Source organism: Pseudomonas sp. MONT-RG-20F-20-E-7-02 (assembly GCF_022662395.1).
Classification (GTDB): domain Bacteria; phylum Pseudomonadota; class Gammaproteobacteria; order Pseudomonadales; family Pseudomonadaceae; genus Aquipseudomonas.
Genome location: NZ_JAKNQN010000001.1, coordinates 947,527 through 965,118, shown reverse-complemented (window position 1 = coordinate 965,118; position 17,592 = coordinate 947,527). Strand labels below are relative to the sequence as shown.

15 protein-coding genes are annotated in these 17,592 nt (G+C 60.9%); 11 read left to right on the top strand and 4 right to left on the bottom strand.

Annotated elements, in window-relative coordinates; genetic code table 11:
- Positions 1-54 precede the first annotated feature (54 nt).
- Positions 55-705 carry a GNAT family N-acetyltransferase gene (locus L8I05_RS04400; RefSeq protein WP_197627630.1) on the bottom strand — a complete coding sequence of 217 codons (651 nt, stop codon included), beginning with the start codon at positions 703-705 and terminating at the stop codon, positions 55-57.
- Positions 706-873: 168 nt separating this feature from the next.
- On the opposite strand from L8I05_RS04400, the gene xthA reads away from it, so the two are divergent.
- Both xthA and L8I05_RS04390 read left to right on the top strand, forming a co-directional pair.
- Complete coding sequence (xthA, locus tag L8I05_RS04395; protein WP_177018414.1) at positions 874-1,686, top strand: exodeoxyribonuclease III; 813 nt, start codon at positions 874-876, stop codon at positions 1,684-1,686.
- A 116-nt stretch (positions 1,687-1,802) separates the two neighbouring features.
- Positions 1,803-3,131, top strand: coding sequence for a phosphate ABC transporter substrate-binding/OmpA family protein (locus L8I05_RS04390; protein WP_242167324.1), 1,329 nt, complete (start codon positions 1,803-1,805; stop codon positions 3,129-3,131).
- 114 nt (positions 3,132-3,245) lie between these two features.
- Here L8I05_RS04390 and L8I05_RS04385 read toward each other — a convergent pair whose 3' ends face one another.
- Entirely contained in the window at positions 3,246-4,475 is a 1,230-nt protein-coding gene (locus tag L8I05_RS04385; protein ID WP_242167323.1) for an acyl-CoA dehydrogenase, read from the bottom strand.
- Between the two features lie 151 nt (positions 4,476-4,626).
- Here L8I05_RS04385 and L8I05_RS04380 point away from each other — a divergent pair, with 151 nt between their 5' ends.
- The 3 genes from L8I05_RS04380 to L8I05_RS04370 all read left to right on the top strand — a co-directional run bounded on the left by L8I05_RS04380 (position 4,627) and on the right by L8I05_RS04370 (position 6,981).
- Positions 4,627-5,562 (top strand): LysR family transcriptional regulator, encoded by a 936-nt coding sequence (locus L8I05_RS04380; protein ID WP_017136514.1) that lies wholly within the window; start codon positions 4,627-4,629, stop codon positions 5,560-5,562.
- A 110-nt stretch (positions 5,563-5,672) separates the two neighbouring features.
- Complete coding sequence (locus tag L8I05_RS04375; protein ID WP_159957710.1) at positions 5,673-6,065, top strand: MerR family DNA-binding transcriptional regulator; 393 nt, start codon at positions 5,673-5,675, stop codon at positions 6,063-6,065.
- Between the two features lie 16 nt (positions 6,066-6,081).
- Complete coding sequence (locus L8I05_RS04370) at positions 6,082-6,981, top strand: hydroxymethylglutaryl-CoA lyase (protein ID WP_242167322.1); 900 nt, start codon at positions 6,082-6,084, stop codon at positions 6,979-6,981.
- Between the two features lie 564 nt (positions 6,982-7,545).
- On the opposite strand, the gene L8I05_RS04365 is transcribed toward L8I05_RS04370, so the two are convergent.
- Positions 7,546-9,183 (bottom strand): AMP-binding protein, encoded by a 1,638-nt coding sequence (locus tag L8I05_RS04365; RefSeq protein ID WP_242167321.1) that lies wholly within the window; start codon positions 9,181-9,183, stop codon positions 7,546-7,548.
- Positions 9,184-9,333: 150 nt separating this feature from the next.
- Between L8I05_RS04365 and L8I05_RS04360 the strand changes: the two genes are divergently transcribed.
- From L8I05_RS04360 to L8I05_RS04345, 4 genes are read left to right on the top strand one after another with little or no spacing between them, the layout of a single operon-like run.
- On the top strand, positions 9,334-10,497 hold the full coding sequence (locus tag L8I05_RS04360) for an isovaleryl-CoA dehydrogenase (protein WP_242167320.1): 1,164 nt from the start codon (positions 9,334-9,336) through the stop codon (positions 10,495-10,497).
- A gap of 12 nt (positions 10,498-10,509) precedes the next feature.
- Positions 10,510-12,117 carry a carboxyl transferase domain-containing protein gene (locus L8I05_RS04355; protein WP_242167319.1) on the top strand — a complete coding sequence of 536 codons (1,608 nt, stop codon included), beginning with the start codon at positions 10,510-10,512 and terminating at the stop codon, positions 12,115-12,117.
- A gap of 15 nt (positions 12,118-12,132) precedes the next feature.
- Complete coding sequence (locus tag L8I05_RS04350) at positions 12,133-12,939, top strand: gamma-carboxygeranoyl-CoA hydratase (RefSeq protein WP_242167318.1); 807 nt, start codon at positions 12,133-12,135, stop codon at positions 12,937-12,939.
- Complete coding sequence (locus L8I05_RS04345) at positions 12,936-14,861, top strand: acetyl/propionyl/methylcrotonyl-CoA carboxylase subunit alpha (protein WP_242167317.1); 1,926 nt, start codon at positions 12,936-12,938, stop codon at positions 14,859-14,861. The genes L8I05_RS04350 and L8I05_RS04345 overlap by 4 nt, the downstream gene beginning before the upstream one ends.
- Here L8I05_RS04345 and L8I05_RS04340 read toward each other — a convergent pair.
- Entirely contained in the window at positions 14,858-15,493 is a 636-nt protein-coding gene (locus tag L8I05_RS04340; protein WP_242167479.1) for an XRE family transcriptional regulator, read from the bottom strand. The two genes, L8I05_RS04345 and L8I05_RS04340, sit on opposite strands and share 4 nt — an antisense overlap.
- A 129-nt stretch (positions 15,494-15,622) precedes the next feature.
- On the opposite strand from L8I05_RS04340, the gene L8I05_RS04335 reads away from it, so the two are divergent.
- Positions 15,623-15,973, top strand: a complete 351-nt coding sequence (locus L8I05_RS04335; RefSeq protein WP_242167316.1) for a DUF3077 domain-containing protein — start codon at positions 15,623-15,625, stop codon at positions 15,971-15,973.
- 464 nt (positions 15,974-16,437) lie between these two features.
- Positions 16,438-17,589 (top strand): M14-type cytosolic carboxypeptidase, encoded by a 1,152-nt coding sequence (locus L8I05_RS04330; protein ID WP_242167315.1) that lies wholly within the window; start codon positions 16,438-16,440, stop codon positions 17,587-17,589.
- Positions 17,590-17,592 lie beyond the last annotated feature (3 nt).

Here is a 17,592-nt window from a genome sequence, read left to right as displayed (position 1 = left end):
TGCTACACGAGCTAGGGAGGCTCTTTGAACCCGGAATTGTCTGAATAATTCTGTCTAAGCCGTTGCAGCATGTAACGTTTGGGGATTGGGATGGAAAAACACATGCTCCAAAACGGGCCCTATGGCCACTTCGCCGATTTCCTCATAGCCCTGACGCTTATAGAAATCCAGGTAGCGTGAATTACCCGTATCGAGCACCACACCCGACGAATGCGGGTCCTCGGCGCACCAATTGTGCACGGCTTCCAGCAGTTGCTCGCCGTAGTGTTTACCCTGGAATTGCGGATGAATGCCCAACAGCGGCAGCACATGCACCGACTCGCTCGGCAAGCAGGCCAGCACCGCGTGATGGTATTCCAGGTAGCGCCGCGTACCGCGCACACCAGTGCTCAGCCACATGCGCAATTGCCAGGCCCAACTCTCGGTGATGCCCAGGCGCCGTTGCGGTGGCGCGATCAAGGCGATGCCAATCAGCCGGTCATTGACGAACAGGCCGATGGCGGGCAGTTTCTGAAAAAAATGCTGCTTGACCAGCTCGCGCACCGTGGCGCGCACCCGCTGTTCATAGCCTGGCCGTTCAGCCTCGAAGATGTAGGCGAAGGTCGGCTCATGCCGATAGGCCTGGTACAACATGGAACGCGCCTCGCGCGAGTAGCCGCTGTTGAGCAGGCGAATGTCGGCGGTGGCAGTCGAAGTGTCAGGCATACAGTCAATCTCCCTGGGCGCCACTCAAAAGATGGCGTTCTTACGGGTACGAACCTGTACGGCGCGAGTCGTTCCCAGACATTAGCAGTGCAACCGCCCTGCCGCCACGCTGGCCCCCATCCGACTTGTCAGCTAGCATCGCCCTTTTGCCAGACTGGACTGCCGACCATGAAAATCGTCTCCTTCAATATCAACGGGCTGCGCGCTCGCCCTCATCAGCTGGCGGCGCTGATTGAAAAGCATCAACCCGACGTGATCGGCCTGCAGGAAACCAAGGTCCATGATGATCAGTTCCCGTTGGCCGAAGTCCAGGCTTTGGGCTATCACGTTTATTACCACGGCCAAAAAGGTCACTACGGCGTCGCGCTGCTCTCGCGCAAAGAGGCGCTGAGCGTACACAAAGGCTTTGCCAGTGATGAAGAAGACGCCCAGCGTCGCTTTATCTGGGGCACCTTCGCCGATGAAAACGGCAACCCCGTCACCATCATGAACGGCTATTTCCCTCAAGGCGAAAGCCGCGACCACCCGACCAAATTCCCGGCCAAGCAGCGCTTCTATGAAGATTTGCAGCACCTGCTGGAAAGCCAGTTCAGCAATGAACAGGCACTGGTGGTGATGGGCGACGTGAACATTTCCCCGGAAGACTGCGATATCGGCATCGGCGCCGACAACGCCAAGCGCTGGCTGAAAACCGGCAAGTGCAGCTTCCTGCCGGAAGAGCGCGAGTGGATGGCACGCCTGAAAAACTGGGGCCTGGTGGACAGCTTCCGCCACTTGAACCCGGACGTGGCCGACCGTTTCAGCTGGTTCGACTACCGCAGCCGTGGCTTTGAGGATGAGCCCAAGCGTGGGCTGCGCATTGACGTGATCATGGCGTCCAATGGCTTGCTGCCCCGCGTGAAGGATGCGGGCGTGGATTACGATTTGCGTGGTTTGGAAAAGCCGTCGGACCATGCGCCGATCTGGCTTGAGTTGAGCTGACGCGACTCAATGTGGGAGCCAGCTCCCACCTTTGGTTTTGTTGTGTACCCGTCATATTGTTGAAATCCAACTGACTTATTCTCCCGGCACCCCCTTTGGCTTAAGAAGGTGCCGGCATGATGCTGCGCGTTCTGTTCCTGTTGACCCTGCCCCTCTGCGCTGTGGCTGCACCCCTGCCCATCCCCGACCATGGCCCTGCATTGCGCATCCAGGGTTCCAACACCATTGGCGCGGCGCTTGGCCCGGCGCTGGTCAAGGGCCTGATGGAACACCAGGGCTTGCAGGCGGTGCACAGCGAGCCGGGCGACGGCGCCAATGAACAGCGTGTGGTCGGCAAGACGCGCCAGGGCAAACCGGTGATCATCGAGGTGGCCGCCCACGGTTCCAGCACCGGGTTTACGGCGCTGAAAAAAGGCAGCGCCGACCTGGCCGCGTCGTCCCGCCCGATCAAGGACAGCGAACTGGTTGACCTTGAACCCCTCGGCGACCTGAAAAGCCCCGAAGCCGAACAGGTGATCGCCATCGACGGCCTGGCCATCATCCTTAACCCGAGCAACCCACTGAACACGCTGAATACCGAGCAGTTGGCACAGATCTTCAACGGCGAGGTCAGCACCTGGGAAGCACTCGGCGGCCGTGGTGGCGCCATTCATTTATATGCGCGCGATGACCAATCCGGCACCTATGACACCTTCAAGGAACTGGTGCTGCGCCCGCGCGGCAAGCCCCTTGCAAGTTCTGCCCAGCGTTTCGAGTCCAGCGAAGCCTTGTCTGATGCGGTCAGCCATGACCCGCAGGGCATTGGGTTTATCGGCCTGCCGTCGGTGCGCCAGGCCAAGGCGGTGGCGATTGTCGACGGCGATTCGCAGCCTATGTTGCCGGTCACCAGCCTGATCGCCACCGAGGATTACCCGCTGTCACGCCGTTTGTATTTCTACCTGCCACCTTCGGGGCGCAACCCCTGGGCCAAAGCGTTGGTGGACTTTACCCAGAGCAGCAAGGGCCAGGCGATTGTGGCGGCCAATGGTTTTATTGCGCAGCAAGTGCAAGCGATCGGCGTGGAGCCACGCGCCTCAATGCCCGAGGACTATCAAGCCATTGCGCGTGACGCGCAGCGTTTGACGGTGAATTTTCGCTTCGAGGAAGGCAGCGCCAGCCTGGACAACAAGGCCCGCCAGGATTTGCAGCGAGTGGTGGCGTATATCCGCAGCCACGCCAAGCTCGACAAGCAGGTAACGCTGGTGGGGTTTGGTGACGCCAAAGATGATCCGCAGCGGGCGGCGTTGCTGTCGAAGTTGCGGGCGATGGCGGTGCGGCGCGAGTTGGTTAAAAGCGGCGTGGTGCTGCGCGATATTCGCGGGTTTGGCGCGCAGATGCCGGTGGCGGCGAATACGGCGGATGAGGGGCGGATCAAGAATCGGCGGGTGGAGGTTTGGGTGTACTGACCTGCAGATTTTGTGTGGCTGACACTGGCCTCATCGCGGGCAAGCCCGCTCCCACATGTTGGAATGCATGCTCCTGTGGGAGCCGGGCTTGCCCGCGATGCAGGCGACTCGGTCTTACTGACCGCTGCGCATCAGTTCTTTAGGCACATACTTGCCAATCTCGAACTTGCCGATCGCCGCGCGGTGCACTTCGTCCGGGCCATCCGCCAGGCGCAAGGTGCGTTGCATGGCGTACATGTAGGCCAGCGGGAAGTCGTTGGACACCCCGGCACCACCGTGAATCTGGATCGCGCGGTCGATTACCTTCAATGCCACGTTCGGCGCCACCACCTTGATCTGGGCGATTTCGCTTTTTGCGACCTTGTTACCGACGGTGTCCATCATGTACGCCGCCTTCAAGGTCAGCAGGCGGGCCATGTCGATCTCCATCCGCGAGTCGGCGATTTTGTCGATATTGCCGCCCAAGCGTGCCAACGGCTTGCCGAACGCAGTACGGCTGACGGAGCGCTTGCACATCAGTTCCAGCGCGCGCTCGGCCATGCCGATGGAGCGCATGCAGTGGTGGATACGGCCTGGGCCAAGGCGGCCCTGGGCAATTTCAAAGCCACGGCCTTCACCCAGCAGCACGTTTTCGTAGGGCACGCGCACATTGTCGAACAGCACTTCGGCGTGGCCGTGGGGCGCGTCGTCGTAGCCGAATACCGGCAGCGGGCGCACGATTTTCACGCCGGGAGCATCCAACGGCACCAGAATCATCGAGTGCTGCTGGTGACGCGGCGCATCCGGGTTGCTCAGGCCCATGAAGATCAGGATTTTGCAGCGCGGGTCGCAGGCGCCGGAGGTCCACCATTTCTTGCCGTTGATCACCCATTCATCGCCCTGGCGCTCGGCGCGGGCGGCCATGTTGGTGGCGTCTGAGGAGGCCACGTCCGGTTCGGTCATGGCGAACGCCGAACGAATCTCGCCGCGCAGCAGCGGTTCGAGCCAGCGTTGTTTCTGCTCTTCATTGGCGTAGCGCACCAGCACTTCCATATTGCCGGTGTCCGGGGCGGAGCAGTTGAACGGCTCCGGGCCCAGCAGCGAGCGGCCCATGATTTCGGCCAGCGGCGCGTATTCGAGGTTGGTCAGGCCGGCGCCCAGTTCGGATTCGGGCAGGAACAGGTTCCACAGGCCTTCGGCCTTAGCCTTGGCTTTCAACTCTTCCATGATGGCGGTGGGCTGCCAGCGGTCGCCTTCATTGACCTGGCGTTCGAACACCGGCTCGGCCGGGTAAACGTAAGCGTCCATGAACGCGGTGACGCGTTCACGCAGTTCCTGAACCTTGGGCGAATAGGCGAAATCCATGAGCAGCTCCCTTCTCTGAGAGGTTGTTTAGGTCATGCAATCGATGCTAGAACAGCGTTGATAATTTACCTAGCCTATTCTCGGCGTGTATTAACATTCATCACCGATATATGATCGGCGTATGAACACCTAACAATAAGAGCGCAACGAAATGAATTTGAGCAAGGTCGACCTCAACCTCTTTATTGTCTTCGACGCGATCTACACCGAAGCCAACCTGACCCGCGCCGGGCAGATCGTCGGCATCACCCAGCCGGCAGTGTCCAACGCGTTGGCGCGCTTGCGCGAAACCTTCAACGACCCGCTGTTCGTGCGCACCGCCCAGGGCATGGTGCCCACGCCGATGGCGCAGAACATCATCGGCCCGGTGCGCAACGCGTTGTCGTTGCTGCGGGTGTCGGTGCAGGAAAGCCGGATTTTCAACCCGCAACAGGCGGCCAAGACCTATCGCATCAGCATGACCGACCTCACCGAGGCGGTGATTTTGCCGCTGCTGTTCCAGCGCCTGCGCCGCCTGGCGCCGACAGTGGTGATTGAGAGTTTCCTGTCCAAACGCCGCGAAACCACCAAGGAACTGGCTGCCGGGCGCCTGGACTTTGCCGTTGACGCGCCGCTCAACACCGACCCGCAGGTACGTCACGTCAAGCTGATGGAAGACCGCTACGTGTGTGCCATGCGCAAGGGCCACCCGATGGCGGGCAAGGACAAGTTCACGCTGGATGACTACCTGTCGCTGACGCATATCCATATCTCAAGCCGTCGCAACGGTTTGGGCCACGTTGACCTGGCCTTGGGCAAAATGGGCATCCAGCGCAAGATCGCCCTGCGCTCCCAGCATTACTTGATGGCCTCGCAAGTGTTGCAGCAGACCGACATGGTGATGACCGTGCCCGAGCGCTTTGCCCGCCGCCATGAGCTGCACTGGTTCAACCTGCCGGTCAACGATGTGCCACCGGTGGAAACCCACTTGTACTGGCACGAAAGCACCGACCAGGACCCGGCCAACCGCTGGATGCGTGAGCAGATGATTGAGCTGTGCCAGCAAGTCACCGCGCACGAAAAGAAGCTGGATGGCAAGCAAGCCTGACCTGAAGCTGTGTGTGGGAGGGGGCTTGCCCCCGATGGGCTGCGCAGCGGCCCTTGACGTTTACGTCAACCTGCCATTAGCTTAGCGCCAAGACCTTCTTGAGCGCCCCCATGAGCACGACCTACAGCATTTCCGACCTCGCCCGCGAGCTCGACATCACCACCCGCGCCATTCGCTTCTACGAAGAACAAGGCCTGCTGGCTCCGGAACGCCGGGGCCAGGAGCGCATCTATTCGGCGCGGGACAAGGTCAGCCTCAAGCTGATCCTGCGGGGCAAACGTATCGGCTTCTCCCTGGCCGAGTGCCGCGAATTGATCGAACTCTACGACCCCAGCAGCGGCAACCACATCCAACTCAACAGCATGCTTGCCAAGATCGCCGAGCGCCGCGAGCAGCTTGAGCAACAACTGCTGGATATCGAACAGATGAAGCTGGAGCTGGACACCGCCGAAGAGCGCTGCACCCAGGCCCTGGCGCAGACCATCAGCCAGGTTGGCCAATAACCACAAGGTAGCCATCATGTCCCTCCCCTCACACGTGCGCCTGGTCGAAGTCGGCCCGCGCGACGGTTTGCAGAACGAAGCCCGGCCGATCAGCGTGGCCGATAAGGTCCAGTTGGTGGATGCCCTGACCCACGCGGGTTTGAGCTATATCGAAGTCGGCAGTTTTGTGTCGCCCAAGTGGGTGCCGCAGATGGCCGGCTCCGCCGATGTGTTTGCGCAGATACAGCGCAAGCCCGGCGTCACCTACGGTGCACTGGCGCCGAACGTGCGTGGTTTTGAAGATGCCCTGGCCGCCGGCGTGAAGGAAGTCGCGGTATTTGCGGCCGCCTCCGAGGCGTTTTCCCAGCGCAATATCAACTGTTCCATCAGCGAAAGCCTGGAGCGCTTTGCGCCGATCATGGCGGCGGCCAAACAACACGGCGTCAGCGTGCGCGGCTATGTGTCGTGTGTGTTGGGTTGCCCTTACGAAGGCGAGATTGCGCCGCAACAGGTCGCGGCGGTCGCGCGCGAACTGTATGCGATGGGCTGCTATGAGGTGTCCTTGGGCGACACCATCGGCACTGGCACGGCGGGCGCCACACGGCGGCTGTTCGAGGTGGTCGGCGCGCAGGTGCCGCGGGACAAGCTGGCCGGTCACTTCCATGACACTTACGGCCAGGCAATCGCGAATATCTACGCCAGCCTGCTCGAAGGCATCAATGTGTTCGACAGCTCTATCGCGGGCCTCGGCGGCTGCCCTTATGCCAAGGGCGCCAGCGGTAACGTTGCCACCGAAGATGTGGTGTACCTGCTCAACGGCCTGGGGATCGACACCGGTATCGACCTGGACGCGTTGATTCGCGCGGGCGAGCAAATCAGCCAGGTGCTCGGCCGACCCAGCGGCTCGCGGGTGGCCAAGGCGCGTAACGCCGGTTGAGTAGCATTGCTGTGACAATGTGTTACCGCACGCCTACTTAACGAGTAACACGGGAACATATTTTGCCCGATTTGCCCTATGCCACTGCCCACTAAAAAATCAAACCATTGATTTTAAAGGACTTTTAAAAGTTGGCACGCCTTCTGCTATCTCTATTGCATAACAAGAATAAAAAGCGCCAAACCTAATAAAAATAAGACGAAACGACTCTGACATAACAAAAACAACACGGCAGAGACGCAGCTAACAGATTTTTTTGGAGAAGATGTGCTTCGCAGGGTACGGCGTGCCGAAACCCGCAACCGGTTAGAGAAAAATAAAACTACCTCAGGTAGCTACCACTGGTTGGATCGATAACGAAGAAGCAGATCAGCGCTCAAAAAAATACGTTTGCTCTTGACCCCGGATGGGGGTCACCCAAAACAGCGGTAAAGGGTAACGGTTGCCAAAAACAACAATAGACCGTCCCTCAATAATAAAAAAAGAGCACGCAACGACAAATTAAAGGGGACCTTCGGGTCCCCTTTGTGCTTTCTGCCATTTACCTATGTGGGTTTTGGGTTGTTAGTTGGAATTGGTTTTCAGCTCCTCGATCGACATCTCGCGCATGCGAAACTTCTGGATCTTGCCCGTCACCGTCATCGGGAATTCATCCACGAACTTGAAATGCTTGGGCGTCTTGAAGTGCGCAATGCGGCCCTTGCACCAGGTTTGCAGCTCCAGCGCGTTGGCCACATGGCCGGGGTGGAACTTGACCCAAGCGACGATTTCTTCACCGTAACGCTCATCCGGGATGCCGATAATTTGCACATCCGCCACTGCCGGGTGGGTGAAGAAAAACTCTTCCAGCTCGCGCGGGTACACGTTTTCGCCGCCGCGAATAATCATGTCCTTGTTGCGCCCGGCGATGCACACGTAACCGTGCTCGTCCATGCTCGCCAGGTCGCCGGTGTGCATCCAGCCGGCCTCGTCGATGGCGTCGCGGGTGCCTTCGGGGTTATTCCAGTAGCCGAGCATCACGCTGTAACCACGGGTGCACAGTTCGCCGATCTCACCGCGTGCAACCGTATTGCCGTCGGTGTCGATGATCTTGTTTTCCAGCTGCGGCTGGGTGCGGCCCACGGTGGTGACGCGACGCTCAAGGTCGTCATTCGCGCCGGTTTGCAGCGACACCGGGCTGGTTTCGGTCATGCCATAGGCAATCTGCACTTCGCCCATGTTCAGCTCGCTGATAACCCGGCGCATGACCTCGATGGGGCACGTGGCACCGGCCATGATGCCGGTGCGTAAGCTCGCCAGGTCGAACTCGCCCCGGCGTGGGTGATCAAGCAGCGCGATAAACATGGTCGGCACACCGTACAACCCGGTGGCGCGTTCTGCGGCGACGGCGCTTAAGGTCAGCAGCGGGTCGAAGCCGTCGTTGGGGTAAATCATGGTGGTGCCGTGGGTGATGCAGCCGAGGTTGCCCATGACCATGCCGAAGCAGTGATACAGCGGCACCGGAATCACCAGGCGGTCCTGCGCGGTAAGGCCCAGGCTTTCGCCGACCATGTAGCCGTTATTGAGAATGTTGTGGTGACTGAGGGTGGCGCCCTTGGGGAAGCCGGTGGTGCCGGAGGTGTACTGAATGTTGACGGCTTGATCGAAGTGCAGGCTGGCCTGGCGCGTGTACAGTTGTTCGGGCGGGACGCCTGCGCCGAGGGCTGCCAGTTGCTGCCAGGGCACAAACCCTGGGGGCGGGCTGGGGTCGAGGCTGATTATCGCGCACAGCTCGGGTTGCAGTTCTTGCAGCATGGCGTGGTAATCGGAGCCCTTGAACGACCCGGCGCACACCAGCCATTGGCAACCGGATTGCTTGAGCACGTAGTCCAGTTCACTGCTGCGATAGGCCGGGTTGATATTGACCAGAATCACACCCAGCTTGGCGCTGGCGATTTGGCTGATGCACCACTCAGCGCAATTGGGCGCCCAGATGCCCAGGCGGTCGCCGGTTTGCATGCCCAGGGCGAGGAAGGCACGGGCGTGCAGGTCAACCGTCTCGGCCAGTTGCCGCCAGGTGTAGCGACGCTGCTGATGGCGCACCACCAAGGCTTCGCCATCGGCATGTTGCGTCACCGTGTGATCGAAGGCCTGGCCGATGGTCATGGCCAGCAAGGTCTTGTCCTGAGCGCCACGGCTGTAGCTCTGATTCGGTTGATCCATAACGACCCCTGTTGTCTTTTTTGTAGGTTGACGTAAACGTAAACTACGATTGACAGCGCCGTAACGCAAGTTTACGTTAACGTAAAGGTGAGCGCCCTCCCCTGGCGCGCTATCCACACAACAACAAAGCTCACATTAAGGTGCCTGTCCATGAGTTACCCGTCCCTGAACTTCGCCCTCGGCGAAACCATCGACATGCTGCGCGACCAGGTGCAGTCCTTCGTGGCCAAGGAAATCGCGCCCCGCGCGGCTCAAATCGACAGTGACAACCTGTTCCCCGCCGACCTGTGGCGCAAGTTCGGTGACATGGGCTTGCTCGGCATCACGGTGCCGGAAGAATACGGCGGCGCCGGCCTGGGCTACCTGGCCCACGTGGTGGCCCTCGAAGAAATCAGCCGTGGGTCGGCCTCGGTGGGCTTGTCTTACGGCGCGCACTCCAACCTGTGCGTCAACCAGATCAACCGCAACGGCAGCCACGAACAGAAGATCAAGTACCTGCCCAAGCTGATCAGCGGCGAGCACATCGGCGCCCTCGCCATGAGCGAGCCGAATGCCGGCTCCGACGTGGTGTCGATGAAGCTGCGCGCCGACAAACGCGGCGATCATTACGTGCTCAACGGCAGCAAGACCTGGATCACCAACGGCCCCGACGCCAGCACCTACGTGATCTACGCCAAGACCGACCTGGAAAAAGGCGCGCACGGCATCACCGCCTTTATCGTCGAGCGCGACTCAACAGGCTTCAGCCGCAGCAACAAGTTCGACAAGCTGGGCATGCGCGGCTCCAACACCTGCGGGCTGTTTTTCGATGACGTCGAAGTGCCCGAAGAAAACATCCTCGGCACGCTCAATGGCGGCGTCAAAGTGCTGATGAGCGGTCTTGATTACGAACGCGTAGTACTGGCTGGCGGCCCGATCGGCATCATGCAGGCGTGCATGGACCTGATCGTGCCGTACATCCACGACCGCAAGCAGTTCGGCCAGAGCATCGGCGAGTTCCAGCTGATCCAGGGCAAGGTCGCCGACATGTACACCCAACTCAACGCCTGCCGCGCCTACCTCTACGCGGTGGCCCAGGCATGCGAGCGCGGCGAGACCACGCGCAAGGACGCGGCCGGGGTGATCCTGTTCAGCTCCGAACGCGCCACACAAATGGCCCTCGATGCGATCCAGATTCTGGGCGGCAACGGCTATATCAACGAATTCCCGGCTGGCCGCCTGTTGCGTGATGCCAAGCTGTACGAAATCGGCGCCGGCACCAGCGAGATTCGGCGGATGCTGATCGGTCGCGAACTCTTCAACGAAACCCGCTGAAGGAGCGCGCCAATGGCCACCTTGCACACCCAGCTCAACCCACGCTCGACGGAATTTGCCGACAACAGCGCAGCGATGCGCCTACAAGTCGACGCCCTGCACAGCCTGCTCGCCCACGTGCAGCAAGGCGGCGGCGCCAAGGCCCAGGAGCGGCACACCTCGCGTGGCAAACTGCTGCCTCGCGAGCGTATCAATCGCTTGCTCGATCCCGGTTCGCCGTTCCTTGAGCTCAGCCAACTGGCCGCGTATCAGGTGTATGGCGAAGACGTGCCGGCGGCCGGGGTGATTGCCGGAATCGGCCGAGTCGAAGGCGTCGAATGCATGATTGTCGCCAACGACGCCACCGTCAAAGGCGGCTCCTACTACCCGCTCACGGTGAAAAAACACCTGCGCGCCCAGACCATCGCCGAGCAGAACCGCCTGCCGTGCATCTACCTGGTCGATTCGGGTGGCGCCAACCTGCCGCGTCAGGATGAAGTGTTTCCCGACCGCGAGCACTTCGGGCGGATCTTCTTCAACCAAGCCAACATGAGCGCCCAAGGTATCCCGCAGATTGCCGTGGTGATGGGCTCCTGCACCGCCGGGGGCGCCTATGTGCCGGCCATGGCCGACGAAGCGATCATGGTGCGCCAGCAGGCGACCATCTTCCTCGCCGGCCCGCCGCTGGTGAAAGCCGCGACCGGCGAAGTGGTCAGCGCCGAAGACCTCGGCGGCGCCGACGTGCACTGCAAGATCTCCGGCGTGGCCGACCACTATGCCGACAGTGACGAGCATGCCCTGGCCCTGGCTCGGCGCAGCGTGGCCAACCTCAACTGGCGCAAACAGGGCGAGCTGCTGCAACGCACGCCGGTAGCGCCGCTGTACAGCAGCGCAGAGCTTTACGGGGTGATCCCCGCCGACGCCAAGCAACCGTTCGACGTGCGCGAGGTTATCGCGCGGTTGGTCGACGGCTCGGTATTCGATGAGTTCAAGGCGTTGTTCGGCACCACGCTGGTGTGTGGTTTTGCCCACCTGCACGGCTACCCGATTGCGATCCTGGCCAACAACGGCATTCTTTTCGCTGAAGCCGCGCAAAAAGGCGCGCACTTTATCGAGTTGGCCTGCCAGCGCGGGATTCCCCTGTTGTTTCTGCAGAACATCACCGGCTTTATGGTCGGCCAGAAGTACGAAGCCGGCGGCATTGCCAAACACGGCGCCAAGCTGGTCACGGCGGTGGCTTGCGCCAAGGTGCCGAAGTTCACCGTGATCATCGGCGGCAGCTTTGGTGCCGGCAACTACGGCATGTGCGGTCGCGCCTACGACCCACGGTTTTTGTGGATGTGGCCGAATGCGCGCATCGGCGTGATGGGCGCCGAACAGGCGGCCGGCGTGCTGGTGCAGGTCAAACGTGAGCAGGCCGAACGCGCAGGCACAGGCTTGAGCGCCGAGGAAGAAGCGGCGATCAAGCAGCCGATCCTCGACCAGTATGAAACCCAGGGCCACCCGTATTACTCCAGCGCGCGCTTGTGGGATGACGGCGTCATCGACCCGCAGCAAACCCGTGAGGTGCTGGCCCTGGCCTTATCCGCGTCGCTGAATGCCCCCATCGAGCCGAGCCGCTTCGGCGTGTTCCGCATGTAAATGGAGCCGTACCCCATGAGCGATTTCAACACCCTCGAACTGATTACCGACAGCCGTGGCTTTGCCACGCTGTGGCTCAGTCGTGAAGCCAAGAACAACGCGTTCAATGCCGAAATGATCCGCGAACTGATCATCGCCCTCGACCACGTGCAGGGCGACCCATCTTTACGCTTCCTGATGCTGCGCGGGCGTGGCAAGCACTTCAGTGCCGGTGCCGACCTGGCCTGGATGCAGCAATCGGCCGAGCTGGACTACCACACCAACCTCGACGACGCCCGCGAGCTGGCGGAGTTGATGTACAACCTGGCCAAGCTGAAAATCCCCACGCTGGCGGTGGTGCAAGGCGCCGCCTACGGGGGCGCGCTGGGCCTGATCAGTTGCTGCGACATGGCGATTGGCGCCGATGACGCGCAGTTCTGCTTGTCGGAAGTGCGTATCGGCCTGGCCCCGGCGGTGATCAGCCCGTTCGTGGTGCAGGCCATCGGCGAGCGCGCGGCGCGGCGTTATGCCCTGACCGCCGAACGCTTTGGCGGCCAACGTGCGCGGGACATCGGTTTGTTGGCGGAAAGCTACCCGGCCAGCGAGCTCGACCAGCAGGTGGAACACTGGGTTGCCAACCTGCTGCTCAACAGCCCCGCCGCGATGCGCGCCAGCAAAGACTTGCTGCGCGAAGTCGGGAATGGTGCCCTCACCCCGGCCCTGCGCCGCTATTGCGAAAACGCCATCGCACGAATTCGCGTCAGCGCCGAGGGCCAGGAAGGCTTGCGCGCCTTCCTGCAAAAACGCCCGCCCAGCTGGCAAGCGCAGGAGCCTCGTTCATGAACACACTGACCACTGTACTGGTGGCCAACCGCGGCGAAATTGCCTGCCGCGTGATGCGCACGGCCAAGGCCATGGGCCTGACCACCGTGGCCGTCCACAGCGCCATCGACCGCGATGCACGCCACAGCCGCGAGGCGGATATCCGTGTCGACTTGGGCGGCAGCAAGGCCACGGACAGTTACCTGCAGATCGACAAGCTGATTGCCGCCGCCCAGGCCAGCGGCGCCCAGGCGATCCATCCGGGCTATGGTTTTTTGTCGGAAAACGCCGGTTTTGCGCGCGCGATTGAAGCGGCAGGCCTGATTTTCCTCGGCCCGCCCGCCTCGGCGATTGACGCCATGGGCAGCAAATCGGCCGCCAAAGCGTTGATGGAAACCGCCGGTGTGCCGCTGGTGCCGGGTTATCACGGCGAAGCCCAGGACCTGGAAACCTTCCGTGATGCCTGCGAGCGCATCGGCTACCCGGTGCTGCTCAAGGCCACGGCCGGCGGCGGCGGCAAAGGCATGAAGGTGGTCGAGGACGTCAGCCAACTGGCGGAAGCCTTGGCGTCGGCCCAGCGTGAGGCACTGTCGTCCTTCGGCAATGGGCAGATGCTGGTGGAGAAATACCTGCTCAAGCCGCGCCATGTGGAGATCCAGGTGTTCGCCGACCAGCACGGCCATTGCCTGTACCTGAATGAGCGCGACTGCTCGATTCAACGTCGCCACCAAAAGGTCGTGGAAGAAGCGCCGGCACCGGGCTTGAGTGTTGAACAACGCAAAGCCATGGGTGAAGCCGCCGTACGCGCAGCGCAGGCCATCGGTTATGTAGGCGCGGGCACCGTGGAGTTCTTGCTGGACGCGCGTGGCGAGTTTTTCTTCATGGAAATGAATACGCGGCTGCAAGTGGAGCATCCGGTGACCGAGGCGATTACCGGCCTCGACCTGGTGGCCTGGCAGATCCGAGTCGCCCAGGGTGAGCCGCTGCCGATCACGCAGGAACAGGTGCCGTTGATCGGGCATGCGATTGAAGTGCGCTTGTATGCCGAAGACCCGGCCAATGATTTCCTGCCGGCCACCGGGCACCTGGCGCTGTACCGCGAATCGGCGCCAGGCCCGGGCCGCCGCGTGGACAGCGGCGTAGCACAAGGCGACACGGTATCGCCGTTCTACGACCCGATGCTCGGCAAGTTGATTGCCTGGGGCGAAGACCGCGAACAGGCGCGCCTGCGGTTGTTGAGCATGCTCGATGAGTTTGCCGTGGGCGGGCTTAAGACCAACCTGGGCTTTTTGCGGCGCATCATCGCTCATCCGGCATTTGCGGCAGCGCAATTGGATACCGGATTTATCCCGCGTTATCAGGAGGACCTGCTGCCTGCGCCGGGTGAATTAAGCGATGCGTTCTGGCAGGCGGCAGGCGCGGCGTTTATGCAGAGTTTGCCCGCAGGCAGTGGTCCGTGGGCCGATACGCGCGGGTTTCGTGCCGGGCTGCCTGCCGAAGTATCACTGCATTTGAGCTGCAATGGGCAGGACCGGCGGGTGAGGCTCGAGGGCGCCAACGCGCAGTGGCGAGACGAGCAGCTGTGGATCGAACACAACGGCGTGCGTCGCGCTCATCTGGCGGTGCGCAGCGAAGGCAGCGTGTACCTGCGCTGGGACGGCGAGATGCATGCCGTCAGCCTGTTTGACCCGATTGCCGCCGTCGAGGCTAACCAATCCCATCAGGGCGGCCTCACGGCGCCCATGAACGGCAGCATCGTGCGGGTGCTGGTGGAGGTCGGCCAGGCAGTCGAAGCCGGTACGCAACTGGTGGTGCTCGAGGCGATGAAGATGGAGCACAGCATCCGCGCGCCCCAGGCCGGGGTGGTCAAAGCACTGTTTTGCCAGGAAGGTGAAATGGTTGCCGAAGGCAGTGCCCTGGTCGAGCTTGAAACGGCGGACTAAAACTTCGCCGTGGCTTGCACGACCACGCCGAGGATTCGGCAATCGTCGCTGAACAGCAGCTTGGGGTAAGTGGGATTGAGCGGCACCAGGTAAAGCTGGCCGCTTTCTTCCTTTAATTGGCGAAAGGTTGCCTGATTGCTGTCGGCCCATTGGGCGACCACCAACTTGCCGGGTTCGGCATCGATGGCCGGGTCCACCAGGATCATCATGCCGTCGCCGATGCTCAGGCCGCTGGGGGCGGTCATGGCGTCGCCCGTCACCGGCAGCCAGAAGGCTTCGCCACGGGCGTGGTAATCGGTCAGTTCGAATCGCGGGGCACCGTAGGTCGGGCGTTCTTCACGTATTTCGCAGATGCCTTTCCAGTCATTGACCGGGTAGCGGAAATACGGGTTGTAGTGATGTTCCAGAGCCGGCGCCTCTTCGGCTTTCTGGCGAATTTCCAGCGCGACTTCCAAGTAGCCCAACCCCAGCTCGGCGAGCACCCGGTTCATGTCCGCCAGGCTTGGCACACGGCGCTTGTTGAGCCAATGGCCAACACCGCCCTGGGACATGCCCAAGCGTTCGGCCAGTTCATCCTGCGTGACCTTGCGGTCTTTCATGTTGGCTTTGACCAACGCTATCCAGTTATCCACGGGCGAGACAATACGTTGCGTATTTGCCACGACAATAAACAGTTTGTAGTAATCCATCAAATGACATAAATACGATTCGTACTATTATCGAGGGAAGGTTTTCGACATTCACTCAGAGTACCCGCCCTCATGACGACCCGCCCGAATCACCTGCCCGGCACGCCTGAAACCGACGAACTGTTGGGGATGCGCAACAGCGGCGCCGCCCGGCGCGCACTCGACTATTACTTGAAAGAAGATGTGTGCGCGCCGGTCGCGGACGAGCCGTTTTTCGACATCAAGCCCGGCATCAGCCATGAGGACGCGTTGATTCACGCTTCAGACCTATTGCGCAGCGCAGCAGCGGCAGCCTATGAGTCGGCAAGCAGTCGCCGTGGCGACGGGCGGGACCTGGCGTTTTCAGTGGTGTATTTGATTGATATGGCGAAAGCGATGGTGGAGCAGACGTTGCGGGCGCCAGTGGGTCAGGCAAACGCATAACCGGCAGAGCGCAAAAATATTTCTATCCCACGGATAAAAACATTTGACTTGCAAATGATAATGATTATTATTGGGCTCAGCTGATCGCGAGATCAGTCGATAGACCAAGGGACCTTAGGTCGGACTCTTGGAATATCTCCTCATCAGGCTAATCACGGTTTTTGACCCGGCTCTTTGGCCGGGTCTTTTTTTTGCCAGTTTCCCTGGCATGGCTTCAGGCTAATGAAGACTGTGTGTTGCTCGATGGCGCGCATGGTAGCAAAAGACCATCGCCAAAAGAAAGTCGAACGGGCGCTCTAGCCCGGATCTTTACGAAATAGCGCTTGAGAATCAATCTCATAGATTCTAAGCTGCTGCGGCGTCAAGGACGACGCCCCCTCCCCTCTGCAACAATTTCGCATCAGAATTTTGCCTGACTCCTTGTAAGATATCCGCCACACCTCTCGTACTCAGGCGACCCGACTATGACCGTGGCCTTGACCTCCATCAAGATCAGCACCGACTTCGACAGCGGCAATATCCAGGTCCTGGATGCCAGCGACGCCTATCAGTTGCTGCTGGCGATCAAACCCGATACCCGCAGCGCGCATTTCCAATGGTTCCACTTCAAGGCCGAAGGCATGCACGTGGGCCACACCCACACGTTTCGCCTGAGTAACGCGAGCCAGTCCTCCTACAAAAACGCCTGGAGCGGCTACAACGCGGTGGCGTCCTACGACCATATCAACTGGTTCCGCGTACCCACGCGCTTTGATGGCGAAACCTTGCACATCAGCCTGGAAACCCGCGAGAAGCACGCCTGGATCGCCTACTTCGAACCCTACAGCCGTGAGCGTCACGATTGGCTGATCGAGCAGGCCCTGAACCGGGCCGGCACCCAATTACTGGCTACCGGTAAAAGCGCCGAAGGCCGCGACATCCAATTGTTGCGCCGCGGTAAAGGTGGCGAAGGCCGACGCAGCGTGTGGATCATCGCCCAGCAACACCCCGGCGAACACATGGCCGAGTGGTTCATGGAAGGCATCATCGAGCGCCTGCAGCAGGACGGTGACGCGGAGCTGAAAAAGCTGCTGTCCGTCGCCGACCTGTACCTGATCCCCAACATGAACCCCGACGGCGCCTTCCACGGCCACTTGCGCACCAACGCCATGGGCCAGGACCTCAACCGTGCCTGGCAGAGCGCCAGCCAGGAAATCAGCCCGGAAGTGCTGTTCGTCCAGCAGCAGATGGAAACGTACGGCGTGGACCTGTTCCTCGATATCCACGGCGACGAAGAAATCCCTTACGTGTTCACCGCCGGTTGCGAAGGCAACCCAGGTTACACACCGCGTCTGGAAGCCCTGGAAAAACAGTTCCGCAGCCACTTGAGCGCGTTGACCCGTGACTTCCAGACCACCCACGGTTACACCCGCGACCTGCCGGGCGAGGCCAACATGACGCTGGCCTGCAATGCGGTCGGTGAGAAGTACGACTGCCTGTCGCTGACCCTGGAAATGCCCTTCAAGGACAACGACGACGCGCCCAACCCGAAAACCGGTTGGTCGGGTGAGCGCTCCAAACAGCTGGGCAAGGACGTACTGAGCAGCGTAGCCGATATCGTCGGCAACTTGCGCTGACTG